Origin of the sequence: Rosenbergiella collisarenosi (assembly GCF_018494085.1) — a bacterium.
GTDB lineage: Bacteria > Pseudomonadota > Gammaproteobacteria > Enterobacterales > Enterobacteriaceae > Rosenbergiella > Rosenbergiella collisarenosi.
This window is the reverse complement of sequence record NZ_JABBFP010000010.1, coordinates 45,190-63,698: the sequence shown is the minus strand read 5'-3', so window position 1 is coordinate 63,698 and position 18,509 is coordinate 45,190. Positions and strand designations below refer to the sequence as shown.

At 47.9% G+C, this 18,509-nt stretch carries 17 protein-coding genes; 7 read left to right on the top strand and 10 right to left on the bottom strand.

The genetic code is table 11. From position 1 onward, the window contains the following. Window positions 1-11 precede the first annotated feature (11 nt). On the bottom strand, window positions 12-1,913 hold the full coding sequence (gene yoaA, locus HGT70_RS13895) for a DNA repair helicase YoaA (protein ID WP_214196240.1): 1,902 nt from the start codon (window positions 1,911-1,913) through the stop codon (window positions 12-14). A 98-nt stretch (window positions 1,914-2,011) separates the two neighbouring features. Here yoaA and HGT70_RS13890 point away from each other — a divergent pair, with 98 nt between their 5' ends. Further along, window positions 2,012-2,356, top strand: coding sequence for a RidA family protein (locus HGT70_RS13890; RefSeq protein ID WP_214196239.1), 345 nt, complete (start codon window positions 2,012-2,014; stop codon window positions 2,354-2,356). A gap of 9 nt (window positions 2,357-2,365) precedes the next feature. Here HGT70_RS13890 and HGT70_RS13885 read toward each other — a convergent pair whose 3' ends face one another. Further along, window positions 2,366-2,545, bottom strand: coding sequence for a YoaH family protein (locus HGT70_RS13885; protein WP_214196238.1), 180 nt, complete (start codon window positions 2,543-2,545; stop codon window positions 2,366-2,368). 17 nt (window positions 2,546-2,562) lie between these two features. Between HGT70_RS13885 and pabB the strand changes: the two genes are divergently transcribed. From pabB to HGT70_RS13870, 3 genes are all read left to right on the top strand, one after another. Continuing rightward, window positions 2,563-3,936, top strand: a complete 1,374-nt coding sequence (gene pabB / locus HGT70_RS13880; protein ID WP_214196237.1) for an aminodeoxychorismate synthase component 1 — start codon at window positions 2,563-2,565, stop codon at window positions 3,934-3,936. Next, complete coding sequence (locus HGT70_RS13875) at window positions 3,929-4,522, top strand: CoA pyrophosphatase (protein WP_071429896.1); 594 nt, start codon at window positions 3,929-3,931, stop codon at window positions 4,520-4,522. The genes pabB and HGT70_RS13875 overlap by 8 nt, the downstream gene beginning before the upstream one ends. A 108-nt stretch (window positions 4,523-4,630) precedes the next feature. Beyond that, window positions 4,631-5,995: an L-serine ammonia-lyase gene (locus HGT70_RS13870; protein WP_071429894.1), complete on the top strand. Its 1,365-nt coding sequence runs from the start codon at window positions 4,631-4,633 to the stop codon at window positions 5,993-5,995. Between the two features lie 40 nt (window positions 5,996-6,035). Here the strand turns inward: HGT70_RS13870 and HGT70_RS13865 are convergent, their stop codons facing one another. The 4 genes from HGT70_RS13865 to HGT70_RS13850 form a co-directional block, all read right to left on the bottom strand. Further along, window positions 6,036-7,604: a TerC family protein gene (locus HGT70_RS13865; RefSeq protein WP_071429892.1), complete on the bottom strand. Its 1,569-nt coding sequence runs from the start codon at window positions 7,602-7,604 to the stop codon at window positions 6,036-6,038. A gap of 232 nt (window positions 7,605-7,836) precedes the next feature. Next, window positions 7,837-8,640 (bottom strand): 23S rRNA (guanine(745)-N(1))-methyltransferase, encoded by an 804-nt coding sequence (gene rlmA, locus HGT70_RS13860; RefSeq protein WP_214196270.1) that lies wholly within the window; start codon window positions 8,638-8,640, stop codon window positions 7,837-7,839. Window positions 8,641-8,746: 106 nt separating this feature from the next. Next, window positions 8,747-8,956 carry a transcription antiterminator/RNA stability regulator CspE gene (gene cspE, locus HGT70_RS13855; protein ID WP_001062678.1) on the bottom strand — a complete coding sequence of 70 codons (210 nt, stop codon included), beginning with the start codon at window positions 8,954-8,956 and terminating at the stop codon, window positions 8,747-8,749. 341 nt (window positions 8,957-9,297) lie between these two features. Then, window positions 9,298-9,585, bottom strand: a complete 288-nt coding sequence (locus HGT70_RS13850; RefSeq protein WP_214196236.1) for a YebO family protein — start codon at window positions 9,583-9,585, stop codon at window positions 9,298-9,300. Window positions 9,586-9,742: 157 nt separating this feature from the next. On the opposite strand from HGT70_RS13850, the gene HGT70_RS13845 reads away from it, so the two are divergent. Continuing rightward, entirely contained in the window at window positions 9,743-9,985 is a 243-nt protein-coding gene (locus HGT70_RS13845; RefSeq protein ID WP_214196235.1) for a YobH family protein, read from the top strand. 8 nt (window positions 9,986-9,993) lie between these two features. Here the strand turns inward: HGT70_RS13845 and htpX are convergent, their stop codons facing one another. The 4 genes from htpX to HGT70_RS13825 all read right to left on the bottom strand — a co-directional run bounded on the left by htpX (window position 9,994) and on the right by HGT70_RS13825 (window position 14,417). Continuing rightward, the gene (gene htpX, locus HGT70_RS13840; protein ID WP_214196234.1) at window positions 9,994-10,872 is read right to left on the bottom strand and encodes a protease HtpX; all 879 of its coding nucleotides are present in this window, start codon (window positions 10,870-10,872) and stop codon (window positions 9,994-9,996) included. A gap of 210 nt (window positions 10,873-11,082) precedes the next feature. Continuing rightward, window positions 11,083-13,128 carry a carboxy terminal-processing peptidase gene (gene prc, locus HGT70_RS13835; protein WP_071429878.1) on the bottom strand — a complete coding sequence of 682 codons (2,046 nt, stop codon included), beginning with the start codon at window positions 13,126-13,128 and terminating at the stop codon, window positions 11,083-11,085. 19 nt (window positions 13,129-13,147) lie between these two features. Then, on the bottom strand, window positions 13,148-13,822 hold the full coding sequence (gene proQ, locus HGT70_RS13830) for an RNA chaperone ProQ (protein WP_071429876.1): 675 nt from the start codon (window positions 13,820-13,822) through the stop codon (window positions 13,148-13,150). A gap of 79 nt (window positions 13,823-13,901) precedes the next feature. Further along, window positions 13,902-14,417, bottom strand: coding sequence for a GAF domain-containing protein (locus HGT70_RS13825; protein WP_214196233.1), 516 nt, complete (start codon window positions 14,415-14,417; stop codon window positions 13,902-13,904). A 198-nt stretch (window positions 14,418-14,615) separates the two neighbouring features. On the opposite strand from HGT70_RS13825, the gene yebS reads away from it, so the two are divergent. Beyond that, window positions 14,616-15,860, top strand: a complete 1,245-nt coding sequence (yebS, locus tag HGT70_RS13820; RefSeq protein WP_071429872.1) for a membrane integrity lipid transport subunit YebS — start codon at window positions 14,616-14,618, stop codon at window positions 15,858-15,860. Then, complete coding sequence (locus HGT70_RS13815; RefSeq protein ID WP_214196232.1) at window positions 15,829-18,462, top strand: PqiB family protein; 2,634 nt, start codon at window positions 15,829-15,831, stop codon at window positions 18,460-18,462. Before yebS ends, HGT70_RS13815 begins: the two co-directional genes overlap by 32 nt. Window positions 18,463-18,509 lie beyond the last annotated feature (47 nt).

Genomic DNA, 18,509 nt, shown 5'->3' with positions numbered 1-18,509 from the left:
TGGAAGCCAGCCTAAAGGTCTTTGATGAAATCAAGCACGACGTCTAGATCACGAGTACGCGGACAATCCGGAAGACTTTTCACAAAAATCTCGCCGTATGGACGCGTGACGAGTCGGCTATCACAGATGATCAAAACACCTCTATCCTGTTCATCGCGAATTAATCGCCCCACTCCCTGTTTTAATGCAATCACCGCATCAGGCAACTGTACTTGATAAAAAGGGTCTTTTCCTTTCAGTTGGGCATCTTCCATGCGAGCTTTTAATAGCGGATCCTCGGGGGAGGCAAACGGAAGTTTATCGATAATGACCATCGATAATGCCTCACCCCGCACATCAACGCCTTCCCAAAAACTACTGGTCGCGATTAGCAGCGCATTACCCGCCGCTAAAAATTGGGTCAGTAACTGTCCTTTACTGGTCTCACCCTGCAGTAGGACTGGTCGCTGCAGCTGCTCACGAAAGAGTGCGGCGAGTTCGCGCATCATCTGATAAGAGGTACAGAGGAAAAAACAGCGCCCATCATTGGCTTCAATCAGTGGGCTCAGCCGGGTAACGAGCTGTTGAGCACTCCGCGATTGACGCGTCTCTGCTAAATAACGGGGCACACAGAGTAAGGTTTGCTGCGCATAATCGAAGGGGCTTTCCAGCATCAATTGGTTCGCCTGCTGGACCCCCAAACGCTCTGCAAAATAATCCATCTCTCCATTAACGGCCAGCGTGGCCGAGGTAAATATCCAGCTGGTTTTCCTCGCCTTCATCACCTCTTGAAACCTCTGTGCAACACTGAGCGGCGTCAGGGCGAGGGTAAAATGATAACGGCTACATTCGTACCAATAACTGTAACCGGGCTCTTGCGTATTATTGAGTCTTTTCAATCTGTTGCGATACTGTCCCGCGCGGTCAAAAGCGGCATCAAGCAACGCACTGCGCCCAAGGTTGAGCTTAATCACGTCGTAGCAGAGCTCTAGCGCATCATCGAGTAATCGTTGCATCCGCTGTAAATTTGGATCGGCCAGCAATGTCCGTAAATTCCCACGAAAACCGGGTTCGCCGAGGACAAGCCTGAAATCTTGCGTGGCTTGCGCGAGACGATCCGCCGCTTTTTGGAGCTGTGTCACATCGCGAACCTCGGTACGATAAGCGATCGTAATATCCCGCGCTAAATCCTGTAGCTGCCTACTGGTCAGCTGCTGCCCGAAATACTGGCTCGCGATATCAGGAAGCTGATGCGCCTCATCAAAAATCATCACGTCGGCTTCAGGAATGAGCTCACCAAACCCGCCTTCTTTTACCACCAAGTCAGCTAAGAACAGATGATGGTTCACCACGACGATATCCGCATCCAATGCACGTTTACGAGCTTTCACAACATAGCAATGTTCGTATTGCGGACAGTCACTCCCTAGGCAGTTATCGTTAGTGCTAGTGACTAAAGGCCATAGCGGGCTATCCTCAGGAACTGCAGCGCATTGGCTGGTGTCGCCTTCTTGGGTGATACTCGCCCACGCCCTAACGTTGACCAGCTCGGAGAGCTGCTGTACGGGTAAATCACCCCCTGCACTATTTTGCGCTGCCAACCGCTCTAAACATAGGTAGTTGCTGCGCCCTTTAAGGATCGCGGTACGACCTGCAAATTCCAACGCTTTCACAACTGTTGGTAGATCACGATTATACAACTGGTCCTGCAGGGCACGAGACCCCGTGGAAATAATCGCTTTTTTACCGGATCGTAGCGCGGGAACTAAGTAGGCGTAGGTTTTTCCCGTACCGGTACCGGCTTCAACGAGAAGCGTGGTTGAGCCCTCAACGGTCTGAGTAATGGCTTTTGCCATAGTTTGCTGTGCTTCCCGAGCACGAAAACCAGGAATAGCCTGAACTAATGTGCCTTCTGGTGAAAAATCGTCGGTCAAACTTACTCCTTCGACGCAATTAGCCCTATAGGGTTAGGATTAGTGATGACATTTTTTATCGCTTATGTCAGGCTGGCTAAAAAAATAGGGAGTCACTTATGACCATTCAACGCCTTGATCCTGAACATCGTATGTCTGAAGCGGTGATCTACAACCAAACTATTTATTATACCAGTGTCCCTGAAAACCTTGAGGCCGATGCCTTCGCGCAGACTGAGAACGCCTTAGCAGTGATCGATAGGGTCCTCGCGCGCGTCGGCAGCGATAAATCGAAGGTTCTCGATGCGACGATCTTTCTTACAGACCACGCTTACTTTGCCGCGATGAACGAGGCCTGGGATGCTTGGGTGTCTCCCGGCAATGCCCCTGTCCGCTGTACGGTGATCGCCGCACTGGTCGATCCTAACTACAAGGTCGAAATAAAAATTATCGCGGCCATGTAGTTGTACTCGTTATTCTTCATCGTCTTCAAAGCGAGCCAATTGCGGTTCGCCTTGATAGTTCTCGCGTATTTCTTGCGCGACCAGAGAGATAGCCTGGCCACTAGACAAACCTTCTGACATTAACTGCTGAATACGCTCAACCGCTTGCTGCTGTTGCTGATGAGATAATGCCGGTAATCCATTGAACATTAAGAACCCCTTGAGTCATGACGCGTAAATCACCTGAAAGTATTGCCCTATCTTATCATCAAGCCGCCGTTAACACATGGTTTTCACGTCTTGAACACTTACCATGGGCGATGCTGTTGAGTTCATCTGGGGCATCACATCCTGACGCACGCTACGATATTCTAACGGCAGATCCCCTGTTAACCCTCACGACAACCGGTGATAAGACCATTATTGAAGAAGGTGGGCAACGTGAACGCTCATCAGAAGACCCGCTAGCATTGGTAGAGCAGGCACTCTCGCGCTTACCTGCTGTGTCGGCCCAACCCCATCCGTTTTGTGGTGGGGCTGTCGGGTTATGGGGCTATGATCTGGGGCGACGTTTCGAAACGCTTCCCTCATTAGCTAATGCTGATATCGACTCTCCCGACATGGCGGTCGGGATTTATGATTGGGCACTGATTGCCGACCATCACTTACAAACACTCACCTTGGTCAGCCTTTCAAGCGTGGAGCGGCGCCTCGCTTGGCTCAACGACCAGCATCCTATACCGCTCACTGCGTTTTCCCTGACCAGTGAATGGCAAAGTAACCTTAGTGAAGATGCGTACCGTCAGAAATTTGCTGAGGTTCAGGCCTATATTTTGGCGGGGGACTGCTATCAAGTAAATCTTGCGCAGCGGTTTTGTGCCGACTACCAGGGATCAGAGTGGCTAGCCTATTTGGCTCTTAGCCAAAACAACCGTGCACCATTTAGTGCCTTCTTGCGCTTCGCACACAGTACAATCTTAAGTCTTTCCCCTGAACGCTTCATCAAGGTCGATCAGGGTATGATTGAAACTAAGCCAATTAAAGGTACGGTGCCGCGTCATTCTGATCCTCAGGATGATCTGCGCCAGCGAGAATGGCTAGCTAACTCCCCGAAAAATCGGGCCGAAAATTTAATGATCGTCGATCTTATGCGTAATGATATTGGGCGTATTGCTGCCCCAGGAACGGTCAAGGTTCCAGCACTCTTTGCTATCGAATCGTTCCCCGCTGTGCATCATTTAGTAAGTACCATCACAGGCATTCTGCCTAACGATACCCCCCCCTCACAACTATTACGCGCGTGCTTCCCAGGTGGATCGATTACCGGCGCACCGAAAATTCGTGCCATGGAAATCATTGATGAGTTAGAACCCCATCGCCGTAATGCCTGGTGTGGCAGTATTGGTTATATCAGCCGTTGTGGAAAAATGGACACGAGTATTACCATCCGTACCCTCCTCGCCGAAAACCAGAAACTCTATTGTTCAGCGGGTGGAGGGATCGTGGCGGATAGTTACTGGCACGAGGAATATCAAGAGACTTTCCATAAAATCAGTAAGATTTTACCCCTGTTAAGTACCTTGGGCGCTACCCATGAGTGATCAGCTAACACAGTTCCTCAATCGTTATCTGCTTAGCCCGCCACTTGAGGATTCACCGGAGATAAAGCCGCACTCTGCTGCAGTATTAGTGCCGATTATCCGGCATCCACACGCCCCTACTTTACTTTTGACACAGCGCAGTGATCAGCTACGTCAGCATCCCGGTCAAGTCGCCTTCCCTGGTGGTAAACGTGATATCACCGATCAGACTCTTTACGACACTGCCCTTCGTGAGACCTATGAAGAGGTCGGCATCACCGCAGCATCTATTCAACTACTTGGTGAGCTACCCACTGTGCATAGTCGTACCGGCCACAGCGTGAAGCCTTTTCTCGCCCTAGTGCAGCCTACTTTTACTCTCAATCCCAATCCGGATGAGGTCGCACAAGTCTTCGAAATTCCGTTACGATTTTTGATCAACACCCAGCATTACGCTCAACTGAAAGTCGGTGATCCCCGCAATCCTAAGACGGTTCATTTTCTTCACCACACCCCGCAACTCGTCTGGGGGATGACCGCGACAATCCTTTATGGCCTCGCACAGCAGATCAGCAATAGTGTGAGAGGATCAATTAGGGATATTTAATAGAGTGTGGGTGGATTCACTCTCTTTTCCTGATAGCAGTGGTATAATTATCGACGTTCAGCCCTAACGGTAGGGTATTTAGCTTTTGTCGACACAAGGTAACGCCACGTGATTAGTGTTTTTGAGATGTTTAAAATCGGAATTGGGCCTTCCAGCTCCCATACTGTTGGACCCATGAAGGCAGGAAAACTTTTTGTCGACACATTAACCACGCAGCAGCAGTTAGCGCCAGTCACCAGAGTAACCGTCGATATTTATGGCTCCCTGTCGCTGACGGGTCGTGGCCACCATACCGATATCGCTATTATTATGGGCTTAGCGGGAGAGGCTCCAGATTCGGTTAATATCGATACTATTCCTACTTTCATCGCAGATGTACGCGAACGGCAGCGCTTACTACTCGCCTTGGGTCAACACGAGGTCGATTTTAGCGAGCAGCGCGATCTCATTTTTCATTCCTCCGCCTTATCTTTGCACGAAAATGGGCTGACTTTCACGGCTTGGCAGGACGACAAGCGTGTATTGTCTCAGACTTATTATTCGATTGGTGGCGGTTTCATTGTAGAGGAAGGACAATTCGGCCAACCCGTCCTCGATTCCGTTGTCGTGCCTTACCCATTTGACTCTGCTCTAGAGATGTTAGCGGCTTGTCATCAGACCGGCCTTTCATTATCGGGGTTGGTCTTGAAGAACGAACTGGCTGTGCATACTCAACACCAAATCGATGACTACTTTTCCTCAATTTGGGCGGCAATGCAGGCTTGTATTGACCGAGGGTTAAATACCGAAGGGGTTTTACCCGGACCACTCCGGGTGCCACGACGTGCCGCTCCTCTCCGCCGGCTGCTCGTCGCCAATCATCGGCATAATAGTGACCCGATGAATGTCATCGACTGGGTCAATATGTTTGCCTTAGCGGTTAATGAGGAGAACGCAGCAGGAGGACGAGTCGTGACGGCTCCAACCAATGGCGCCTGTGGCATTGTGCCTGCCGTGCTGGCCTATTATGATCAATTCGTCGAACCCGTCACACCCCATATTGCGCGTAACTATTTCTTAGCCTCAGGCGCTATAGGGATTCTATATAAGATGAATGCCTCAATCTCAGGGGCTGAAGTCGGTTGCCAGGGAGAGGTCGGTGTCGCCTGTTCCATGGCCGCGGCGGGACTTGCTGAACTACTCGGCGCAAGCCCGGAACAAGTCTGCGTGGCTGCCGAAATCGGTATGGAGCATAACCTTGGACTCACCTGTGATCCGGTAGCCGGACAAGTGCAGGTCCCTTGTATCGAACGTAATGCCATTGCCGCTGTAAAAGCCATTAATGCTGCCCGTATGGCCTTACGTCGTACCAGTCAAGCACGGGTCTCTCTTGATAAAGTGATTGAAACTATGTACGAGACGGGTAAAGATATGAATGCTAAATATCGTGAAACGTCACGCGGTGGGTTAGCCATCAAGGTACAATGCGATTAAAAAAAGAGGCCGAGTTGCCGGCCTCTCAAAGTTATCTCTGTTAGACAGTCCCTTCACCCTCAGGGATATCTTGACGTCTAGACACTCTCACCAAATCAAGCCGATAGTCGTTGACTTTCAACACAGTAAAGTCGAGCTGACCTAGGCTGATAACTTCGCCCTCCACGGGAAGTTGGCCTGCCTGGGCAATCAACAATCCTGCGATTGAGGCGTGTGAATGCGTCTCATCAACCAGATCATAAACATTTAAACGCTGTTCAAGCGAATGGAGATCCGTACCGCCTTTCACGATCCAATCTTCCCCTTCGGCAACGATATCCGGAGTTTCATCTTCGTCAGGAAATTCACCGGCTATCGCTTCAAGTACGTCTAAAGGTGTGACTAAGCCTTGTACGACCCCGAATTCGTTCGTGACCATGACGATACTCCCTTTCGCCTTACGCAATACAGCCAAAAGGTTAATAGGGTCAAGCGTCTCTGGCACGATCATGGCAGGCGTACGTGCCGCAAAGCTGGCGACATCGACATCATGATCGAGAGCAGTAAGTAATTCCTTCGCCCTTACTACCCCTACAATTTCATCCAGTTCTCCCCGCGCGACGGGAAAGAGGCTATGGGGAGTATCCAATAACTGCACCCGAATATCATCTACCGACGACTCGGCATCGACCCAAGAAATTTGGTTACGGGGTGTCATTAGGCTTCGAATTGAACGCGAGGCGAGAGTTAATACGCCGTTGATCATAAAGCGTTCTTCGTCTTTGAAAGCACGTGAACCCTGCGTATTATCTTGCGTATTTTCGCCCGAGGTCTCTTGAGAAGGCGTACGATAACGGCTACCCATTAGACGCAAGATAGCGTCTGCCGTCCGTTCACGCATTGGTCTGCGTGCTTCGGATTTAAGAAAATTACGACGCGCAATCTGATTGAAGAACTCAATAACAATTGAAAAGCCAATTGCCGCATAGAGATAACCCTTCGGAATATGGAAACCGAATCCTTCCGCAACTAAGCTTAGGCCAATCATCAGCAAGAAGCTCAGGCAGAGCACCACGACGGTCGGGTGCGCATTGACGAAGCGGGTCAGCGGCTTAGACGCGATGAGCATTAAAATCATCGCAATGACTACCGCTGTCATCATCACCCAGAGATGGCTCACCATGCCGACTGCCGTTACCACCGCATCCAACGAGAATACCGCATCGAGAATGACAATCTGAATAACTACCGCCCAAAATCCGGCATAGCCTTTACTTCCCTGCTCAACCTCTCCCGAACTTTCTAAACGCTCATGCAGTTCTGTCGTGGCTTTGAATAATAAAAATAGGCCACCCACTAACATAATAAGGTCCCGCGCAGAAAACGAAAATTGCGCAATATGGAAGAGAGGGTTTGTGAGTGTGACCAACCACGACATGACGGAGAGTAATAATAACCGCATAATCAGCGCTAGGCTAAGTCCGATGATTCGAGCTTTATCGCGTTGAGCAGGCGGAAGCTTGTCGGATAAGATCGCGACAAACACTAAGTTATCGATTCCTAATACAATTTCTAGAACGATTAAGGCCAATAGGCCGACTAGTATCGATGGATCTAGCAGAAACTCCATTAAGCTTTCCTCTCGCTTTTAGTAATACGAACAGTATTAGAACCCCGATGAGACGGTAAGTGAGCGCAGATGAAGGACTGCAGGATAAGAAATGGAAAAAGACCTCGGTGACGATCCATAGTGTGGGATTAACCCTATACTCCTAGCTATTATATGAAACCTTACTTTATCAGGTGCTGAGTATTCGTCAAAATGTTTGCTTACATTTACACTTTGACGATTTCAGCGCGAGCTAACGCTTACGCCATACGATGATCCTAAAATCGGCTTCGCAGGTAAAGCTCTCACACTCCGCAAGCGTCTGCCAAACGCTCTCACTCGCGCGCCAGGCAAAAGGAGTCATCTGGAGTAACTGCGTTGCGCTCTGCGCGGAGAGTGTTAAGGGATAATGTAATGTGCTTTCCGATAAGCGCTCAAAACCTTCAAGCTGCTCTTCTCGCTCGTCATGTAATTGTACATCTTGATAGATTAAGGATTTAAATTGGTAAAGATGACGGGCGGCAGGGGTCACGGTGATCAGCAGTCCACCACTGGATAATGTTCTCGCCAACTCCTCGCCTTTACTGGGTGCATAAATTCGCACGATAGCAGATAACGATTCTGAAGCGAAAGGTAGTCGATACCCTGAGGCAACACTAAAATAAATTCCGGAATAACGCTTGGCAGCGGATTTTATCGCATATTTCGAGACATCCACGCCATAGACTTCTCGGTGGTCATTCACCCAAGCCGCCGTGTAATAGCCTTCACCACATCCTAGGTCAACGATGGTCGATGGCGAGCTGATAGGTAGATGCTCGTCAAGAAGTGCGGCAACCTTGTCGCGTAGTGGCTGATAGTGGCCCTCATCTAGGAATTGTCGGCGCGCATGCAACATCGCAGGGCTATCCCCTGGATCTTTTGAGCCTTTATGCTGTACGGGGAGTAAATTGACATACCCTTCTTTAGCTCGATCGTAGCGATGGCGCTGTAAACATATATAGCCTTGCTGATCAGGAGTCAGGGCGGATTGGCATAATGGACAAATATACAAAATAGGCTCCAAGATTTTACTGAGCCGAGAAGTTTAGCCGTTTCAAGGTATAAACCAAAGAAAAATCCCCGCATAAGCGGGGATTCAGTATCTATCGGTAAACCGACAATTAGATAGCAGTAACGTTTACTGCAGCTGGACCTTTTTGTCCATCTTGAATTTCAAACTCAACGTTTTGGCCTTCAGCCAGAGTTTTGAAACCATTACCTTGGATTGCAGAGAAGTGTACGAATACGTCTTTGCTGCCATCAGCAGGAGTGATGAAACCGAAACCTTTAGATTCGTTAAACCACTTAACCTGACCTTTAATCTTTGCCATTTTACCAATTCCTTTAAAATAATAGTTGCCCAGAGGCAGTTAATTCAGAAAATCGAGAAATACTGGATGAAGTGTTTTTTCTTAAATGGCAACAGACAAGATTAAGATCAAGCAACCTTAACTGACTCGAACTTGTTTACCAAAAAACTAGACAACAACGGGGCGTTCTCGTTTATCCTACTAATTGTTATCACATATTATTTTATCGATGGCAAGGGCTTTTTAATGAAACTTTAATGATAAGCATATTTGAAATTATTCACTAATTAGGCGGCTGAAAAATAGTCTTCACTACAGGTTTACTTCTATAGCAACATGCAACAATACTTCTCGCTTACAGATTATCGCTCGGCCCTAAACGTCAGATGAGTCGGCTCTTCAATGACTTCTTGCTGATCAACGGTTTCTTCTTCGATAGGTTCAGGTTCACAACTTAATTCGATTAATTGACTTAGCATTTTCGTCTGCTTACGCTGTTCGCGCAGCAACGCTTCAAGTAAGGCAATATGATCATTAGCGCGCACTGCTCTTCGCATCGAAACGAACACTACTACGCAGAAAAAAACAACAGCAATCCCGAACAATGCTGGTAACATATAACTTCCACCGCCCGCAATCAATTCACTCATTCACTTAGCCTAATACCGTTATTTGTAAAAGTAATCGCTCATTCTACTCTCTCTACACGATGCGGTCATTAGGATTATTCATGCAGGAATTTCAGTTATCTCTTATCGATCTGTTTACTAGAGGTTGGCATCCTAAACTTTCATCTGAAAGCAACGCATGGGAAATAATCAAAACATGTTAACGCGTCTGTTACTCGTTTTATTGACGGGCTGGGGAATAATGTTTGTTTCAGATTATGGGATTCTCACCAACCGAGAGGCAAGCGAGACAGGGTTTAACCTACGCTGTGAGTATTTGACGGGAAAAGGACTGATTAACGCAGACTACCTCTACTCTTCGGAGACAGCGCATGAGCGCTGTCCCCTATTGAAGAAGACCAGTGATAGGATAGAAATGTGAATATATCCTTATTTGATGTATTCACCCTGGCGCAACGCTTCAATACGCTTGTCGAGGGGGGGGTGCGACATAAACAGTTCACTAAGACTCTTTTGCTTACCGTTGATGCAAAAAGCCATCATTGTACCCGGCTCTTGCGGCTCGTAGCTCGTTTTCAAACGTTCTAATGCAGCGATCATTTTTTCACGCCCAACGAGCTTTGCTGAGCCTGCATCAGCATGAAATTCACGATGACGTGAGAACCACATCGTAATTATGCTAGCCAAAATACCGAATACGAGCTCCAACACTGTTGCAACAGCAAAGTAGACCAGTGGATTACCATTGCTACCCTCTTCTTCACGATCCGAACTGAGGAAGCCCGACGCGACCTGCGCGATAATGCGTGAAATAAAGATCACGAAAGTATTCACCACCCCTTGAATAAGCGTCATGGTGACCATGTCACCGTTAGCAATATGGCTTATTTCGTGAGCGATAACGGCCTCTGCTTCATCGCGGTTCATATTTTGCAGAAGCCCTGTAGACACTGCTACAAGAGAAGCATTTTTTCTTGCCCCCGTAGCGAACGCATTAATATCAGGGGCATGATAGATAGCAACCTGAGGCGTAGTAATCCCCGCTTGCTGAGACTGTTGCGTCACAATCTGCATCAGCCATCTTTCAGTTTCGTTACGCGGTTGTTCAATGACCTCTCCGCCCACAGAGCGTAAAGCCATCCATTTCGACATCAGTAAGGAAACAAAGGAACCACCGAACCCAAATAGGCCGGCCATAATCATAAGACCTGGGATACTGGCAGAACGGATACCCGTCAGACTCAGAATAATACCAAATACCGCCATTACCGCGAGGTTGGTACAGAGAAACAAGACGATACGCATCATAGATATTTATATTTCCTTAAAACAGAATCCAAGCTTAATGAGCCCTATCCTAGGCTGTTACAAGCAGTTTTCAAGAGGCTGTAGCCTATATCTAACTGAAAAGACATAACTTTACATTTTGTCATACACTTCTTTCGGTTTATCTGTAGTTACTGACATCGACGTTTAGGCCACAAAAAAACCCGCCGAAGCGGGTTTGAAAAAAATTAATTATTTCTTACTATCAATCGGGGTTGGAGGATTCTTAGCCTCTGCACTCGCTAAATCATTCGCAATCGCGACGCTCTCGTCGAGATAAGGATCGGGCTCTTTATAATCTTTAGGTAACGCATCAAGCGTAGCAATAGGTTTTTTCCCTTCCGCTTGATAACGAGCATTGATACGCTCTAACCGAAGATTGTCCTCTTCTTTATTCTCTTTTTGGCGCTCTGCAAGATTAAGTGAAACAATATCTATTTTATCTTTCATTGCATCGAAACGCTGAATATCCTTGATGATATATTGGAATTCACGATCTTTTGCGATACGCGCATCATGCTCTTGACGTAATAACGGAACATAGGAGTTTAGATCCGCCATTGGAGAGTAAGTTGCTGCTTTAATACTATCCCAAGGTAATGCGTTGTCTTCGTACTTCTCACCGGTTTTAATCGCCTCAACACCTGTTGGCATCAAGATATCTGGCGTAACACCCTTACGTTGAGTGCTGCCACCATTGATACGGTAGAATTTTTGAATCGTATATTGTACCGACCCTAATGCAGGCCAATCAGGACGTAACATCTGGTCATAGATACGATTCAGCGAACGATACTGTTGAACGGTACCTTTACCAAAGGTCGGTTCCCCAACAATCAATGCCCTACCATAATCTTGCATCGCCGCTGAGAATATTTCCGACGCGGAGGCGCTAAAACGATCCACCAGCACAACTAATGGGCCGTTATAATAAACTACGCCATCATCGTCACTATCTTGATGGATGTTGCCGGTATTATCACGTACCTGTACAACTGGGCCCGATGGAATGAACAAACCGGATAATGAAACGGCTTCGGTTAATGCCCCGCCACCGTTGGTGCGTAGGTCGATAACGATACTGTCCACGTGCTGTTTCTGCAGTTTTTGTAGCTGGACTTTAACATCGTCAGTTAGCCCGACATAGAAACCAGGGATGTCCAATACGCCCACTTTATGGGAACCGACTTGATGTACCGAACCTTGCACCGCACGATCTTCTAACCGAATACGCGCGCGCGTTAGGGTGATAATCCGTGTTTTACTGCCCTTAGATGCTGGCTGGATCTCAAGGCGAACTTTACTCCCTTTCGGCCCTTTGATCTTCTCTACGATGTCATCAAGACGCCAGCCCACTACGTCTTCGATTGGCTGGCCAACCTGCCCTACACCAATAATTTTATCACCGATCGTCAATGCTTTACTGCGCGCAGCAGGACCGCCCGCTACCATGGAATTGATCATGGCGTAATCGTCGTCCATCTGTAGTACTGCACCTATCCCTTCTAAGGATAAGCTCATCTCGGTATTAAACTGTTCCGTGTTACGAGGTGAAAGATAGTTCGTATGAGGATCGATTTCATGGGCAAAGGCATTCATTGCCGTCTGGAAAACATCTTCACTCGTCGTCTGCGATACGCGGCGTAGCGCGGCATTGTAACGCCGAGTGAGCGTATCGCGGATTTCTTGATCGTTTTTACCAGTGAGCTTTAAGGTAAGCTCGTCATAGGTAACTTTTGCATCCCACAACTTATTGAGTTCCTCTGTCGACGTCGGCCACGGCGCTTTGCTGCGGTCTAAGTCAATAGAGTCATGAGAGGCGAAATTCATCGGCTTATTCAGCGCGTTTAACGCATATTGTAATCGTTCAAAACGACGGCGCTGAGAGAGGTTAAACAATTGATAAAACGTGTCGAGATTCCCAGACTCCAGTTCTTGGCCAACTTGCGATTTCTTATCCGCAAATTGTGCAATATCACTACTCAGTAAAATATTATGGCTATAGTCAATCATATTGAGATAACGGTCGAATATTTTAGTCGAAAACGCGCTATCCAAGGTGATTTGACGGTAATGTGACTGAGTAAAGCGTGCCGTAACACGCTGACTTACCGTGACTTGTTGCGGTTGCTCTTGCAACTGAGGAATTTGATCCTCACGAGTGATAGCATCAGCGCCAAACGCTTGCCCCACAAACAAGGATGCAACAAGTAAACTTACTTTAAAACTGGTGTTCATGCCTGGGTCACTCTCCGTTTCAGAACTGCAAATGTTCTGGGCGTACAATCATTGCCAGTCCTGACGCTAGTTGAACTCGAACTCCCTCTTTAGAGACTTCAAGCACAGTCGCGTCGACGGCACTTAGACCTGCTTTAACGCGAATGGGTTGGCCGACTTTAAGTACTGAAATATCAGTCACCGGCTTACCTTCATCGACGGGGCGAGCCTGACGAGGTTCGCTTTTAGGCTTGCGAGGTTTAGCCTCTGGAGAGGTTGTTCCTTGAGCAGCAGGCTTGCGTGGTGCCGGTTTACGTGGACGACGTTCAGCTTTATTCGCGTCATCGGCTTTCGCTTCGCTGCGTTGCTTAGCGCGGTGTGCAGCAACTCGAGCCTTTGCTTCTTCAAGCTGTTGACGAGCATGTTCCACATGCTGTTCTTCAAGAGTCCCGCACGCGTTACCATCAAGATCTACACGAGTCGCCCCAGCTTTAATCCCATAAAGGTAACGCCAGCTTGACGTATAGACACGCAGTGCTGAACGAAGCTGAGTCTTACTGAGATTCATTTCCGCGGGAATACGCTCGACTAAATCCTGAAAAATACCGATTTTTAACGGTTTTGCTTCGCCTTCAGCAATAAAACAGCTTGGAAATTGCTGCGAAAGGTATGCAATGACTTCTTTACTACTACTCAACTTAGGTTGATTTTCCATGAAATTTCCTGATTACAACGGTTTTGCCGACCAACGCAGGCATGAACACGCGACATTATAATGACTACAGCGCTAATTGCTATGCCTCAGCGAAATTACCTTTTAATTGTTGTAAAAAAAGAGAAATTTCAGTGGCTGAGAGTAAGGCCTCAAGTGTCTTAACGACACTCTCAAGACCGACTTCGTCTTCATGATCAAAGTGCGAAAAATGGGGGCTATCGATATCGAGCACCCCTACGATAGCACCGTCAACACACAGTGGTAAGACAATTTCACTGTTACTGGCAGAATCACAAGCAATGTGGCCGCTAAACTGATGAACATCTGCAACACGCTGTATTTGGCCGGTCGCGACAGCGGTTCCACATACCCCCTTGCCAACAGGAATACGGACACAGGCTAATTTGCCTTGGAATGGGCCCAACACTAAAGTCTCTTCTTCGCTAAGCAGATAGAACCCCGCCCAATTTAGCCCAGTCATCCGTTCAAACAACAAAGCACTACAATTTGCCAATATAGGTAAAAAAGCCCGTTCACCGCTATTTAACGCACTGAGATCACGCGACAGATCTTGATAAAACTCTGACTTACTCATTTTTCAACCATCAAGTATAAGTGAATATCCGCAAGCGTATCCAAAGTGAGTGAAAGACATAGACATCGCATTACGCTCTACTATGCTTATGTTCTTATTCAGGGAACTTCTGATACATTACGTTTTCAACGACTATAGCAGACTCATTTACCGAACAATGAAAATTTTATGCTTTATAACAATAAATACCCATAACCTATGAAAATCACGGCTATCAGAACGCCTGAGACCTATACCGATTTACAACGCTGCGTCGAATGCGACCACGTCTTCCATCGCCCACTGTTGCGTCCGGGTGAAACCGGCTATTGCCCTTACTGTCGAGCTAAGATTGCTAAAGGTCGAGATTGGTCTTTTGCGAAGATTTGCTGTCTTGCTTGCCTAATGCTTTGCCTAATGCCACTGGCTTGGACGCTGCCTCTTATCCAAATCCGTCTGCTAGGTATGACGATTAGCGCAAGTATGCTTGCTGGCGTCATGCAAATGGTGCAACAAGGCGACATTATCACCGCGGCTATGGTTTGCTTTTGTATCATTGGCACGCCGTTAGCGCTGGTGATAAGCATTCTCTATCTATTTGTCGGTCAGCGGTTCGGTATGAATTTACGACCCGTGTTACTGGCGCTCGATAAACTCAAAGAATGGATAATGTTCGATATTTATATCATTGGGGTAATCGTTGCGGCCATCAAGGTGAAGGACTATGCCGATCTCTTTGCAGGGTATGGACTGGTCGCCTTCGTTAGCCTGACCCTACTCTATATTTTACTCATCATTCATCTTGATATTGAGCGCCTGTGGCATAAATTCTATCCACAACCTCGCCAAGCATTGGCTCCTGAAGAGGTACAATGCTGTGCCTACTGTCATCATAGTGGGTTGAGCGATCAACGTGGGCGTTGCCCGCGTTGCCATATCAAAATGAGCCCGCGTATCCCGCATAGCCTACAGAAATCTTGGGCGGCACTGATAAGCTCGATAATTTTACTGTTCCCGGCGAATTTGCTGCCCATTTCAATTATCTATCTTAATGGTGCACGCCAAGAGGATACGATATTTTCAGGTATCGTTTCCCTCGCAAGCGGCAATATTCCTATTGCTGTGGTGGTGTTCACGGCAAGTATATTGGTCCCTGTCAGTAAAGTTATCGTGCTCCTTGCCTTACTGATCAGCATTCATACCAAGTGCGAACAAGGCCTCAAAACCCGCATTCGCTTATTCAGAGCAGTGAAGTGGATCGGGCGTTGGTCAATGCTCGATTTATTTGTGATTTCGCTCATGATGTCGTTAGTTGATCGCGACCAGTTACTTGCTTTTACGATGGGACCTGCCGCGCTTTATTTTGGTTCCGCTGTTTTTCTTACCATTCTCTCCGTAGAATGGCTCGATAGCCGCTTACTCTGGGATGCACATGCAACAGGAAACGCCGAATACACCGATTAGCGCCACGGTAAAAAACAAGCGCCGTCTCTCACCATTTTGGTTTTTACCCATTGTGGCTATCCTGATTACAGGATGGTTGTTGTGGAAAAACTACCAAGAAAGCGGCACGACCATTACCATTAATTTTCACACTGCCGATGGGATTGTGCCAGGTCGCACGCCTATTCGTTATCAAGGTGTGGAGATCGGTACCGTGCAAGATATTGTGTTAACCGATAATTATCGTGTCATTAAAATCAAAGCCAGCATCAAGAGCAGTATGAAAGATGCTTTACGTGCCAACACCAAATTTTGGCTGGTCACGCCCCAAGCCTCTCTAGCGGGGGTTTCAGGGCTCGATGCGCTGGTGGGTGGCAACTACATTGGCATGATGCCAGGGAACGGCGAGAGTACCGATAATTTTACTGCCTCAGATAGTCAACCTAAAAACATCGTCAATAACGGTGGGCTCATTCTTCAGCTTCACGCCTCAGACTTAGGATCGCTTAACACCGGGTCGCAAGTTTATTATCAGAAAGTCCCGGTGGGCCGCGTCTATGATTACAGTTTCGCCCCTCAAGGCAAAGGCGTCCTCATTGATGTCTTGATCGAACGTCGTTATACACAGCTGGTCAAAAAAAATAGCCGGTTCTGGAATGTCTCTGGTTTACAAGCAAAATTAGGGGCATCTGGCGTTAATGTTAACCTGACCAGTGTCCCTGCCTTAATTAACGGTGCGGTCGCGTTCGACTCGCCAGCAGATTCCGAGCCTGCTCAAAACCAAGGACGCTACGAACTCTATCCCAACCTCGCAGAGAGCCAACGCGGTGTTAACTTTACCTTAAAACTCCCAAGTGCAGAAAATTTGACCGCAGGTTCAACTGCGTTGATGTATCAAGGATTACAAGTCGGCACACTTACTCATCTTAACCTCACCGATAAACAACACGTCACTGGAGAATTAACGGTGGACCCTAGTGTGGTGGGTTTGATGCGTACTGGTACGCGTATTGAGATGCGCCAACCCAGCTTACAGGGAGGAAATCTTTCCGTCGGTTCACTTTTGTCAGGAACCACCTTGCAACTGATTCCAGGCGAAGGCGATGCCGCAACAGAATTTACGGTATTAGCGGCTAGTGAGTCACTGCTACAAGTTCCAAATAGCTTAACGGTCGAACTTACCGCGCCTGAAAGCTATGGGATCGATGTCGGGCAACCGCTGATCCTCAGCGGTGTTCCGATTGGTAAAGTTGCACAGCGCACTCTCACGGAACGGGGTGTCGTATTTAACGTCTCGGTAGAGCCACAGTATCGACACTTTATCCACGCAGACACTCAATTTATCGCGGACAGCCAAATCCGTATTCGGATGGGACTGGATGGAATAAAATTGGTAGGTGCGCCACCACAGCAGTGGATTCAAGGTGGGATACGTATCAACACGGGCGGAAAAGGTGAGCCTAGCGCTCGTTATCCTCTTTACGCTGACGATGATGCAGCCCGCGACAACACTCAGGGTGATAAGCCCTCCGTCACCTTAAAGCTCAAGGCCTCAAGCTTACCGGATATTCAGGCAGGTAGTGTCGTCCTATACCGTCGCTACCAAGTCGGTGAAATTGTCGATATCACGCCGAATGCCGACAACTTTATTGTATCGGTACATATCGCTCCAGAGTACCGAAAGCTTATTACCTCATCGACTGTGTTTTGGGCGGAAGGCGGCGCACGCGTTCAGTTCAATACTGGCGGGATAACCGTTCAGGCGACGCCTTTGAATAGAGCATTGAAAGGAGCCATCAGTTTTGACAACCTCACTGGGGTTAACAAAGAACATGGCAACTATCGCGAGTTATTTGCAAGCCGAAATGCGGCCAATGCGGTAGGCAGTCAAATTGTCTTTCACACCTTTGATGGCAGTAAGTTAGCCGAAGGGATGCCGATTAAATATCTCGGCATCAATGTCGGTCAAATTGAAAGCCTTGCTTTAAGCAAGGATCTTCATCAGGTCGAAGCTAAGGCGGTACTCTACCCCGAGTACGATCAACACTTTGCACGCAGCGGCAGTCAATTCTCCGTGGTGTCGCCAGAAATATCCTCAACAGGCGTCAATCATCTAGAATCATTACTGCAGCCCTACGTGAACGTTGACCCGGGTACAGGCTCTATTCGTCGTAGTTTCGAGCTGCAAGAAGATACCATTACCGATTCGCGTTATCTGGATGGACTAAATGTCTATGTAGATGCCCCCGATGCAGGAACGTTAACCGTCGGCACCCCAGTACTCTATCGAGGTGTAGAAGTCGGCACCGTCACAGGAACTACTCTGGGTAATTTAGCCGACCGTGTACAGATTGCGCTGCGGATCAGTACTCGTTATCAACACCTAATCCGTAATAATTCCGTGTTTTGGCTAGCCTCTGGCTACTCTTTAGATTTCGGCCTTACCGGCGGCGTTGTGAAGACAGGTACTCTCCAACAATTTATTCGTGGAGGCATACAATTCGCTACACCACCAACAGTCCCTTTAGCGCCGCAAGCCGAGTCAAATAAACATTTCTTGTTACGTAATGAAGCGCCTGACGGTTGGCAAAAATGGGGGACCGCCCTTCCACGCCAAGAATAATCGCTATCTCACGGGCAGAATCTCTGCCCGTGATCATGTTACACTAT